Genomic DNA, 11270 nt, shown 5'->3' with positions numbered 1-11270 from the left:
AGTTTGAACTCGTAGGTTAAATTAAACAATTGCATCACCTCCTAACACCATTATACAACTGTTTGACAAAATAACAGGACGATTTATCAAATAAAAAGCCGCCCTATAAGGACGGGGCTTGTATCCCCAATTTTCGGTCACAAAGCCACAGGGTTAAGCGGAGAAGAAAATATACCTAAACTATTATCTTCATTGTATTAATCTGGCATATCCAATAATTCTGGCACGGTGACAAATTGATAACCGCGCTGTTTCAGTTTAGTAATCAACTTCGGTAAAGCTTCCACTGTTTTAGAGCGATCGCCACCGCCGTCGTGCAGTAAAATAATACCACCAGATTGAGCGTCTTGAAGGGCGTTATCGATTAATTTTGGCACAGTAATCCGATGACTTTGCCAATCTTTTGAATCCGCTGACCACATAATCACAGCATACTTTTTTTGCTGAGCATAGCTAACTAAGCCATTATCCAAAATGCCAGCCGGAGGTCTAAATAACGCCGTTTTTACACCAGTGAGTTGATGAATTAAAGTGGCGGTAGTTTCCAGTTCACGCGCCGCCGCCGATGGACTGTACTGATGATATTGATGATTCCAAGTGTGGTTACCAATAGCGTGACCTTCAGCCACAATTTGTTTCATAAGCTGGGGATGATTCTTAACCGTCTTACCTACCACAAAAAAGGTGGCTTTGATATTTTCTCGTTTGAGAATGTCTAAAACTTGGGGAGTTGTCTGCGATGAAGGTCCATCATCAAACGTGAGAGCAATCACTTTAGCATTATTCTTGAGGACACGAGAACGAATGGTTTTGCCTTGAAATTGTACTGGTACAGAAAAGGTTAAGCGTTTGGCTTCTTCTTCTGCCAAGTTAGCGAGCATTTTTTCATGGATTTCCTGTTCTTCTCCAATTAAACCATTGATTTGTAAACTCTGGGAATTAGACCGTTCCTGTTGGTTCAGATTAGGACTAGGGATCGCTAGTTTCGGGTTAACTGAACGAGCAACGGATACAGTAAAACTTGCAATAAAACCAACCAGGGCAGCTATTAAACTAATGGATAATTTATACTGCCAAACTAACTGATAAGGATTTGCCACCTTATGTCCCCTTCACTCCTCTGAATACGCAGGCGGCACGTCATGGTTGTTTATTTTTAGATTATTCTTGTTGCAGAATAATTCAAGCGGCGGGTTAATCTATCGCCAGACATAAACGCCTAAGCACAGATCAACCCGCTTGATAAATTCTGATGCTAAACCCTGCGTCTCAATTGCTAAACGCCACCATTTCTAGAGATATTCAGTTCGCTGTGGGGCAACTGGATACCGAACTCCGCCTAGCGTGTTAATGATTCTTTTGTTAGTTACGACGCAAATGGCAGTACATCCGGGATAACGTATTAGTTTTTTTTAGTGATATATAGCAGTAGACACATCGATTAGGACAAGGGAACTGTTGTTCCAGACGCGCCATGGCGCGTCTCTACCATAAGATGTGTCCTAACCGCTATGGCGGTTGCTATACCAAGTTGCAGTCAAAGAGGTAATCTGTCATGGTTCACGAAACGCAGTAACTCAAAACCCGCCCAGTCTAAGTTTTGAGGGCGAGAATTGTTTAACCCATGAAATGTCAGGATGAACAGGCTTTTATTCTTGAGGTAACGATAATGCTTTTTTATGGTATAAACTGATAATTCTAGCGGTGACTTCAGGAATTGTTAAGCCATCCGTATTGATTTCGATCGCGTCGGCGGCTTGGCATAGGGGGGCTAATGCACGAGTGCTGTCACGCTGGTCTCGTAGTTGAATGTCCGCCTCTAGCTGTTCTAAACTGACAGTACCTTGGTCTTGGTTTTTGAGATCTTGCTGGCGTCGGCGTGCCCGTTCTTGAACCGAGGCGGTGAGAAAGATTTTCAGTTCAGCATCGGGGAAAACATGAGTCCCGATATCCCGCCCTTCGGCGACAACGCCACCCTTAGACGCCAAGCGCTGCTGCTGTTTGACTAATTCGTGACGCACAGCCGGTATCGCCGCGACAAAAGAGACATTGGCGGTAACTTCTAAGGAGCGAATGGCTTGGGTGACTTCTTTTCCATCAATCCACACACTCAGGCTTTGGGGTTGTGAACCGCTACTGATTAAAGAAATTTGACATTGACTTACTAATTCCGCGATCGCAGGTTTATCGGTGAGCTCAATTCCGGCTTGCATCACCCGCCACGTCACCGCCCGATACATCGCTCCTGTATCCAGATACATTAAGCCGAGTTGCTGCGCCACTAACCGCGTCACTGTGGATTTCCCCGCTCCTGCAGGTCCATCAATAGCAATAATTGGTTGGCGATTTCGCAGCATAATATTATCAATTAAACGAGTTGAACCCAGACGAGCCGCGATCGCGAGTAATCCTTCGTCTTCGACTTGCTCTAGGGGGGTCAAGGTAGTGGGATGAACCAATTCGATGTACTCGACTTGAATCTCCTTAACCGAGGTTAGTTCTGAGGTAACAGCAGCAATTAAGGACGTGCGATCGCGCTTCCCAACTTCTAACACATTTTGGGCATTTTGTAAACCCTTATAGAGAATCGGAGCTTGTGCTTTTTGTTCTGGCGTCAAATACTGATTGCGAGAACTATAGGCAAGTCCTGAAGACTCACGCGCGATCGGACAAGATACGATAGTGACAGGCAAATTTAGATCTGCGACCAAGCGGCGAATAATCGCCAATTGCTGAGCATCCTTTTGACCAAAATAAGCGCGATCGGGTTGAACTAGATTTAATAACTTAGTCACCACAGTCGCCACCCCCTGAAAGTGACCCGGACGGGAGTGACCACATAAAATAGAGTTCATGGCTGCTGGTGGCTGGACTTGAGTGAACTCAGTGGGGGCGTGCAGATCGGATGAGTCATCGCCATACAATTCCACCACTGTTGGCGCAAAAATCACATCCACTCCCACTTGTTCACACAAGCGTTGATCCTGCTCCAACTGACGCGGGTACTGCTGCAAATCTTCCCCTAGTCCAAACTGGAGCGGATTGACAAAAATGCTGACAATGACCATAGCATTGTCGCCTCTCGCCCGCTCGATTAAGCTAAGGTGACCTGGGTGTAACGCCCCCATCGTCGGCACGAAACCGACAGTTTTTTGGGTTCGATGATGTTCTAAGTAGCAGCGTAATCCCGCTATTGTCGTAAACAGACGCATGAGAGTTTAGAGGTTTGATCTTAGATCGATGTTAGCAATTTTGTCCTTTGTCCTTGGTCATTCGTCCTTGGTTCTTTGTGCAAGAATTCTGGCACTCTGTTGGGGCGGGTTTAGTCACATCTGTTGTGAGGTCAGAAAAGATAGTAGTGAAACCCGCCCCTACAAACTTCAAAACCAGGTTCCCCGAACCAAGTGAAGGGTCAACATTCAAAACTATTCCCTAGTAGTTATCTAAAACCTCAATCTGTACAGGCGCCACACCTGTGCGGAGCAATCCTAAAACTCTGGCGGCGGCGGCGGAAAGGTCAATGACTCGCCCTCTGACATAAGGTCCCCGATCATTAATCCGCACGATAACGGAGCGACCATTATTTAAGTTGGTGACTCGCACGTTAGTGCCAAAGGGTAAGCTGCGATGAGCGGCGGTTAGCGCATTTTGATTAAATCGCTCACCACTAGCGCTGCGGTTTCCGTGAAAGCCAGGACCATACCAGGAGGCAATACCTTTAACCTGAAAGCGTACTGAACCGATTGCGACTTGGGCGATTGTCTGGGCGGTGGGTTTGCCCTCAATTTCGCGTATGGGGGGAGCATTACCCATTAAGCGTCGCAGTCGGTTGGTGGCTTGCAGGGCATCTTCGGCTAGGTTTTGGGTGGTATCGGGCAGGATGGTGTTTTCGTTAACTTGCACCAACTCCTGGTCATTTACCTTGATGCTGTAGCAGTTACACGCCTGATTCCAACGAACTGCGATCGCGTCTGCATTAATATTATCCCGATGCAGTTGATTGAGTTGAGCCGCAACAGCCGTCGCCCGCCATAGGGCATCATCCAGATTGGCATTACTGGTCGAGGTGACACTTGGCGAGGCGGTATTATCCAGTTGGTCTACCTCTAGGGATTGATAGTCAGACACCGTTTTGGATGAAGAATACCCGGGTTCAGAGTTATTTCCCAGAGCCACTTCTCCCACTTTGCTGCCATTGTTGACAATTGCCTTTGAACCTAAGAACGTCAGTACAGGGATGTCGCGCACATAAAGAGTAGCTGCCTGACGCCCATCTAGTGAATAGGCATGAATTTTGGCAATGACTTCTTCGGCTTCCCCAACCTGAGATGCTGGGGACTGAAATTCTCCCACTTTTACCACCTCTGGCGGCTGAAGGGTTGGTTGAGAGGAGGTGGAGGGAATTGTTTCTGGAGATTGTAGCGCTTGAGCGGGAGTCAAGTTGCCCTCAGAACCTTGGTCAACTGCCTGAGCTTGGTTAGCCGGATTGGATATCACTGTGCTGATGGCTGTGGTTAAGAACGTAACAGTGAGACCACTCAAAATTCGCTGATTCATAAGCCTATAATCAAAAGCCTCTGGAATTCTACGTTTGGGGTTATGGGTGGTGATGCAAGAGAATTAAGAAAAATCTGCTGCAACTCATACTCATTGCGATTTCGTCCTATTTTTATGGAACTGACACAGACTAACACGAAGTTTTGGGTTTGGGGATCAGTGATTTTTGGGAATCAGCGATAAGATCTTCAAAAGTGCGATATCATATAATTTGCCCTAAAGCTTGATATGACAAGGATTTCCCGCTTTTACCCCTCTCAGGGAATTTACGAGTTTCTTAACAAAACTTTACAATAGAGGCAACAAACCTCGACCGTCGCGGCGAAGGTTTTCCATCAATGCTGTAGGGGCGGGTTTTACCGATAACGTTTTGGCAAAAACCGATAACTGTAATAAACCCGCCCTTATATTCCTGGTTGGGGCGGGTTTAGTCACATCAGGGCGGGAAACAAACGATAATCGTGAAACCCGCCCCTACAATCAGAACAACGTTTTCATTCCTAGTGGTATTTCATGGATTATCGAGAAGCTGGTGTTGATATCGAAGCAGGTCGAGCGTTTGTACAGCAGATTAGAGGGCTAGTCCAAAGCACCCATCGACCCGAAGTTTTAGGGGGATTTGGTGGCTTTAGCGGTTGTTTCCAGTTACCGATGGGATATCGCGAACCCGTTTTAGTATCGGGAACCGATGGAGTGGGGACAAAGCTGAAACTGGCTCACGAGTTGAATCGTCACGACACCGTTGGAATTGATTTAGTTGCTATGTGTGTCAACGATGTATTGACATCTGGCGCACAACCCCTATTTTTTTTGGACTATTTAGCCACAGGAAAGCTGAATCAAGAGCAACTCACTCAGGTGGTAGCGGGTATTGCTCAGGGATGTCGTCTCGCTGGCTGTGCTTTGTTGGGAGGAGAAACCGCAGAAATGCCCGGTTTTTATCAACCGGGAGAGTATGACATTGCTGGGTTTTGCGTGGGAATGGTGGAAAAAAGCGAAATTTTAGACGGTTCTCAGGTGCAATTGGGAGATGTGGCGATTGGTTTAGCCAGTCAGGGGGTTCACAGTAATGGGTTTAGTTTAGTCCGCAAAATTGTTAGCGATTCAATTAACCAGGAATCTCCGTTAAGTTGGGATAGCTGTCCCGATTTACTAGGGGGTCAACGTTTAGGAGACGTGCTGCTGACGCCGACTCAAATTTACGTGAAACCGATTCTAGATGCGCTACAGGCTGGGATTGAAATTCATGGTATGGCTCACATTACAGGGGGCGGTTTACCGGAAAATTTACCTCGGTGTTTAGGTCAAGGTCAATCGGTGCAGATTGAGCAGAATAGCTGGGAGATTTTACCTATTTTTCAGTGGTTAGCTGAGGCGGGTCAAGTGAGTCGGGAGGAGATGTTTAATACTTTCAATATGGGGATTGGGTTTGTGGTGTTGGTGTCATCTGTTCAAGCCGAAAAAACCTGTCGATGGTTTGAATCTCAAGGCGTCATGGCTTCTCGGATTGGGGAAGTAATTGAAGGTTCAGGGGAAGTGGTTGGTCTATCGGGTTAATTAGTAATTACATCGGTTTTCAAGTTCTGATGGTACATTCTTTTATACCTTATCCCTGATTAATCATCTTTTTCCCGTAGCCTAGGTGTATCTGATAGACCGGCACTTTGCTGTAAGTTATGTCAACATTACCCCAAAAGTTTAAGGACACGATAGTATCGTGTCCCTACCCAATCCCTGAGCTATGGTAGGGGGTAGGGGCACGGCATTGCCGTGCCCTCATTCGTCGTCAATATAGCAGTCACCAAGAGCATAAGGACATCCGATGGATGCCGTTTATCAATGGATAATTAATAATTGATAATTGATAATTGATTAATTGGGTCTAAGACCTCTTCGTTTACGAAGAAATTAAAAAAGATTTTCCTTAATTTCAATCCTCTTCTTTTAAGCTGAAGTTCCCCCTAGCCAAAAAATCGAAACTACCGCACCGTGCGACTTTCCGCGATTTTTCAGTCGCATTACATGGGTACAATCGCTAAAACCTTGATGTGGCGGGGGTTTCAGTCGATCTCTTGTCTATTGCAAGTCTTCGCGATCGCGAAGATATGGCAAGGGCAACATGGGTACGATTTTTGAGGGTTTTAGCGCTAAAACCCTTACGGTATAAGGCTTGACGCTGGGTGGAGTACATCTGTATGGGGGGGAACTTCAGGTTAAGGGTTACAACAATTGCCATAAAGCTATATCCTTCTAGTCAACTCTATAAATATCAGATATACGCCCAAAGTTGCTGGATTGTGGCTTTAACTTTTGCCCAATCCTTTGGAGTTAATTTTCCATGTTTACGCTCTTTCATGGATATCTGTCTATTTAGAGGTACTCGCTTCATCTTTGGCAATATTCTTAGCCAATTCTGGATCATAGCCTCGTTCTTTGATTATTTGTTCAGTACGTTTAGCAATTTTGGAGTCATCCATATTTTTTAATCCGCACAAATTCTAGTCGCAATCTTTTTACTGTCAACTGTTATAAAACCATACCTATAACTTTATTCCCCTCTCCTCGCAGGAGAGGGGTTAGGGGAGAGGTCACAACGAATCGGGTTCCTGTCCCGACGCCACAGGCGCTGTCGCATTCAACTGTAACTCTGGATGATCCCCAATCACCTGCTGTAAATTCCACTCATTCTTAAACAACAAAACTGGACGTCCCCAGTTATCTTTCACCACCGCCGTGTTAAATAGCCGTCCCGCTTTTTCTAATGCTTGCCACCCCCCAGCTACCCAACGGGCAACACTATAGGGCAACATATCTAATAGCGTTTCTACGCCATATTCATTCTGTAAACGGAACTGAACCACCTCAAATTGCAACTGTCCCACGGCGGCTAAAATTGGGTCGCGCTTGGACTCATCCACCGAGTACATAATCTGTATCGCCCCCTCTTCGCGCAACTCAGTTACCCCTTTGTGGAATTGCTTAAATTTAGAAGGATTGGGATTTTTCAAATAGGCAAACAATTCCGGAGAAAAACAGGGAATCCCTTCATACTCCAAACGCTTGCCATTGTAAATCGTATCCCCGATCGCAAACACCCCCGGATTATTTAACCCAATCACATCCCCTGGATATGCCACGTCCAGAGATTCCCTCCCCTGGGCAAATAACTTCTGAGGTCTTGACAACCGTACCGTTTTACCAGTCCGCGCATGATTCACGGTCATGTCCTTGTCAAATCGACCCGTACAAACCCGGACAAATGCCACTCTATCCCGGTGCTTGGGGTCCATATTCGCTTGCAGCTTAAACACAAATCCGCTGAAATCTGGATGGGTTGGCGGCATTTCCCCCTCTGTAGATTTGTAGGCTTCCGGTTGCATGGCGTACTCTAAAAACGCATCCAAAAATAGCTTGACGCCAAAATTAGTCATAGCACTGCCAAAGAATACAGGCGTCATCTGACCCTGATGCACCCACTCTAAATCTAAATCCGGTCCAATCTCCTCAATCAGTTCTAATTCTTCTTTCAACTGATAATAAAGATCTTGATCCAATAATTTTTCAATCCGGGAATCCCCCAAATCGAGAACCGTCTCTCCCGCTTCCCTACTCCCATGTGCCGTGCGTTCAAATAAGTGAATTTGCCGCAGACGGCGGTCAAACAGGCCCTTAAAGCGATCGCCCATACCAATGGGCCAATTCACCGGGTATGTCTGTAACCCTAACTCCTGCTCAATTTCATCCAGCAGTTCCAATGGTTCCCGCGACGGACGATCCATTTTATTTACAAATGTGAAAATCGGCAGCGATCGCATCCGGCAAACTTCAAATAACTTGCGCGTCTGGGGTTCCAAACCCTTCGCCGCATCAACCAGCATCACCGCATTATCCGCCGCCGCCAATGTGCGATAGGTATCTTCACTAAAATCTTGGTGTCCCGGCGTGTCCAGCAAATTAATCTGGCGATTCTTATACTCGAACTGCAACACCGTCGAGGTAATCGAAATTCCCCGTTGTTGTTCCATCGCCATCCAGTCAGACGTTACCTTGCGCTGCGCCCGTCGTGCTTTCACCGCCCCGGCTTCGTGAATCGCACCTCCATATAGCAACAGCTTCTCAGTCAGCGTCGTCTTCCCCGCGTCTGGGTGGGAAATAATCGCAAAATTTCGTCGGTGTTCAACCGCCGTTTGCAGTTCAGCCTGAAGTTCAGTGGACATTCAAAACGCCTAATTAAGCAACACTCAGCCTTCTATTATAGAAGTTGAGCTTCTGTGTTGGTTGGCTTGAGTTGATATTTTTTATATCCTAAGTCATAAATCGTCAAGTTTCTTTTACAAAAATTAACCCTATAGAGTTATGACTCTAGAAGGTGTAGTTTCCATCAATTTTAGGGAATACTGAAATCAGCGCCGTTTGGATAAATCTAATTTCTTCAGGTTCAAACGTTAACAGGGTGAGCGCTTTCTCGTTATTTCCTGAGTAGGGGGTTACATCCTCCACTGTACGCTGAGTCATGGTTCATGGTTTCACCAATCACTGATTGAGTCCCCTCAAAGCGTTTCAATTTTACCAGATAAGAGCTAATTTTTGATTAGAAGGAGATATTATGCAGTCGTTTATCACTAATGTTTTGACTGCCACACTTTTCATGCCTCATGGCAACTGCTACCTCTGGAAGCCCGGTTTAGTCTGGCTACATCTCTTATCGGATGCGTTCATTGCCCTGGCTTATGGTTCAATTCCCCTAACCTTAATCTATTTTGTTTGCCAGCGACGGGATTTGCCGTTTTCGCGAGTCTTTCTCATGTTTGCCGCTTTTATCATTGCCTGCGGTATTACTCATACTATGGCTATTTGGACGATTTGGCATCCCGATTATTGGCTATTTGGATTAATCAAAGCAATCACGGCATTAATTTCCGTCTATACTGCCCTAGAATTAGTGCCATTAATGCCCAAAGCCTTTGATGTTGCCAGTGCGGTGGAACTCGAAGCTGCCAACCAGCGTTTAGAAGCTGAAATTCAGGAACGCCAACAAACCGAACTTGCCCTCAGGCGATCGCAAGATGAAATTCAGCAAAAAGCCACCCTCTTAGAACAGGCGTTGCGTGACTTGCAACATGCCCAAGCCCAATTAGTTCATACTGAGAAAATGTCGAGTCTGGGACAACTCGTCGCCGGGTTAGCCCATGAAATTAATAATCCAGTTAACTTTATTTTTGGGAATCTGGTACATGCCAGAAATTATGCTCAAGATTTACTGAATTTAGTTTCCCTGTACGATAAGCATTATCCCCAAACTGTCCCAGAAATTCAAACTACGGCGGAACAGATTGATTTAGCGTTTCTGCGAGAGGACTTACCTCGCCTGTTGGAATCGATGGCAGTAGGAACCAAGCGGATTCGTCAGATCGTGCTATCCTTACGTAACTTTGCCCGGGTAGATCAAGCTGAGGTGAAAGCAGTAGATTTGCACGAAGGGTTAGAAGGTACATTGCTGATTCTGCAACATCAACTCAAGGCAAAACCTGGATATGCTGAAATTCAGATTGTCAAGGAGTACGAAGACTTACCCACAGTGGAATGCTACGTGGGACAACTCAATCAGGTGTTTATGAACCTGTTGAGTAATGCGATAGATGCGTTAGAGGAATCAAGAACAACAGATAATGGACACCAGCATCCCACTCCCACGATTCGCATTCGTACCGAAGTGATCGCACCCAACCAAGTCGCGATTCGGATTATTGATAATGGTCCGGGAATGAGCGAGAAAACTCAGCGTCAACTCTTTGACCCCTTCTTTACCACCAAACCTGTCGGTCAAGGAACCGGATTAGGACTATCCATTAGCTATCAAATCGTCGTCGATAGACATCGAGGTCAGCTTAAATGTCAATCTACACCAGGACAAGGCGCAGAATTTGCGATCGAGATTCCCATTCAGCAGCCCCTACTTAAAGGGGGTGTAGGGTGTGGGGCATTGGTGTCAACTTAAGCGGAAAAACCAGTTAGTGAGCAGGCTAACTCTCGTTCCCAGGCTCAGCCTGGGAACGCTACAGGAGAGGCAGAGCCTCCCCTGCTAGTGGCAGAGCCGCTGAATAGCATTTCCACCCTAAAGCTGGAAACGAGAATTGGTAAGGGTTGTGGCTTCAGTTGACACGGATGGGTGTGGGGTATTGCCAATTAAATTCGTGACAGCTTACCGAGAGGAATATCCCCCCTGTGTAGGACGGAATTCACGACCTGTATTGTTCAGCGAACCTGTTACAGTCAGAATGAAGAGTTAGTTTCCCTTGAGGGGAAGGAGGACTGTCCCATGACGTATGATGTTTATGATAGCGACAAACGCAAGCTTTTATCTGCCCTCTGTCATGGATCAATTTTTATTAGTGCGGCGTTGGTATCTATCGGTATTCCGATTGCCGTCTTGTTAGTGTCTGATGACCCAGTGGTGAAGGAAAACGCGACAGAATCGCTGAACTTTCACCTGAACCTTTGGATCTACGGCTTAATCTTTGGTGTCTTAACGGTTGTGCTGATCGGTTGGCCCCTGCTGGGTCTTTTGGGTATCGTGAATGTCGTCATGCCAATTATGGCGATTTGGCAAGTGTTGAAAAATCCCGATCAATCTTTCCGCTATCCCTTTATCTTCCGTATTCTATAATTTCCGCTTCATTTAGTTTACACGCATTCGGACTCCATTTAAGTTA

The 11270-nt window shown here is 46.1% G+C and carries 9 protein-coding genes; 3 read left to right on the top strand and 6 right to left on the bottom strand.

The window, feature by feature from the left end:
* Window positions 1-197: 197 nt before the first annotated feature.
* From RLO19_RS10850 to RLO19_RS10835, 4 genes are all read right to left on the bottom strand, one after another.
* The gene (locus RLO19_RS10850) at window positions 198-1100 is read right to left on the bottom strand and encodes a polysaccharide deacetylase family protein (RefSeq protein WP_446356281.1); all 903 of its coding nucleotides are present in this window, start codon (window positions 1098-1100) and stop codon (window positions 198-200) included.
* Between the two features lie 549 nt (window positions 1101-1649).
* Window positions 1650-3212 (bottom strand): bifunctional pantoate--beta-alanine ligase/(d)CMP kinase, encoded by a 1563-nt coding sequence (locus RLO19_RS10845; protein WP_446356279.1) that lies wholly within the window; start codon window positions 3210-3212, stop codon window positions 1650-1652.
* A 220-nt stretch (window positions 3213-3432) separates the two neighbouring features.
* Window positions 3433-4557, bottom strand: coding sequence for a septal ring lytic transglycosylase RlpA family protein (locus RLO19_RS10840; protein WP_446356277.1), 1125 nt, complete (start codon window positions 4555-4557; stop codon window positions 3433-3435).
* Window positions 4558-4845: 288 nt separating this feature from the next.
* The gene (locus RLO19_RS10835; RefSeq protein ID WP_446356275.1) at window positions 4846-4992 is read right to left on the bottom strand and encodes a hypothetical protein; all 147 of its coding nucleotides are present in this window, start codon (window positions 4990-4992) and stop codon (window positions 4846-4848) included.
* 78 nt (window positions 4993-5070) lie between these two features.
* On the opposite strand from RLO19_RS10835, the gene purM reads away from it, so the two are divergent.
* The gene (gene purM, locus RLO19_RS10830; protein ID WP_446356273.1) at window positions 5071-6114 is read left to right on the top strand and encodes a phosphoribosylformylglycinamidine cyclo-ligase; all 1044 of its coding nucleotides are present in this window, start codon (window positions 5071-5073) and stop codon (window positions 6112-6114) included.
* Window positions 6115-7145: 1031 nt separating this feature from the next.
* Here the strand turns inward: purM and RLO19_RS10825 are convergent.
* The gene (locus RLO19_RS10825; RefSeq protein WP_446356271.1) at window positions 7146-8774 is read right to left on the bottom strand and encodes a peptide chain release factor 3; all 1629 of its coding nucleotides are present in this window, start codon (window positions 8772-8774) and stop codon (window positions 7146-7148) included.
* A gap of 145 nt (window positions 8775-8919) precedes the next feature.
* Window positions 8920-9072 (bottom strand): hypothetical protein, encoded by a 153-nt coding sequence (locus RLO19_RS10820; protein ID WP_446356269.1) that lies wholly within the window; start codon window positions 9070-9072, stop codon window positions 8920-8922.
* A gap of 91 nt (window positions 9073-9163) precedes the next feature.
* Between RLO19_RS10820 and RLO19_RS10815 the strand changes: the two genes are divergently transcribed.
* Together RLO19_RS10815 and RLO19_RS10810 are read left to right on the top strand one after the other, a co-directional pair.
* Window positions 9164-10555 carry a sensor histidine kinase gene (locus RLO19_RS10815; protein WP_446356268.1) on the top strand — a complete coding sequence of 464 codons (1392 nt, stop codon included), beginning with the start codon at window positions 9164-9166 and terminating at the stop codon, window positions 10553-10555.
* Window positions 10556-10876: 321 nt separating this feature from the next.
* The gene (locus tag RLO19_RS10810; protein ID WP_446356266.1) at window positions 10877-11224 is read left to right on the top strand and encodes a DUF4870 domain-containing protein; all 348 of its coding nucleotides are present in this window, start codon (window positions 10877-10879) and stop codon (window positions 11222-11224) included.
* The last annotated feature ends 46 nt before the right edge of the window (window positions 11225-11270 follow it).

The organism is Coleofasciculus sp. G2-EDA-02 (genome assembly GCF_040226375.1).
Taxonomy (GTDB): domain Bacteria; phylum Cyanobacteriota; class Cyanobacteriia; order Cyanobacteriales; family Coleofasciculaceae; genus Coleofasciculus.
Note: the sequence above shows the minus strand (reverse complement) of the source record. Positions and strands in the feature narration are given on the sequence as shown.

What these genes read in the sequence shown, in the direction of transcription:
- RLO19_RS10845 (WP_446356279.1), bottom strand. Translation starts at nt 3,212, where the DNA reads ATGCGTCTGTTTACGACAATAGCGGGATTACGCTGCTACTTAGAACAT.
- RLO19_RS10840 (WP_446356277.1), bottom strand. Translation starts at nt 4,557, where the DNA reads ATGAATCAGCGAATTTTGAGTGGTCTCACTGTTACGTTCTTAACCACA.
- purM (WP_446356273.1), top strand. Translation starts at nt 5,071, where the DNA reads ATGGATTATCGAGAAGCTGGTGTTGATATCGAAGCAGGTCGAGCGTTT.
- RLO19_RS10825 (WP_446356271.1), bottom strand. Translation starts at nt 8,774, where the DNA reads ATGTCCACTGAACTTCAGGCTGAACTGCAAACGGCGGTTGAACACCGA.
- RLO19_RS10820 (WP_446356269.1), bottom strand. Translation starts at nt 9,072, where the DNA reads ATGACTCAGCGTACAGTGGAGGATGTAACCCCCTACTCAGGAAATAAC.
- RLO19_RS10815 (WP_446356268.1), top strand. Translation starts at nt 9,164, where the DNA reads ATGCAGTCGTTTATCACTAATGTTTTGACTGCCACACTTTTCATGCCT.
- RLO19_RS10810 (WP_446356266.1), top strand. Translation starts at nt 10,877, where the DNA reads ATGACGTATGATGTTTATGATAGCGACAAACGCAAGCTTTTATCTGCC.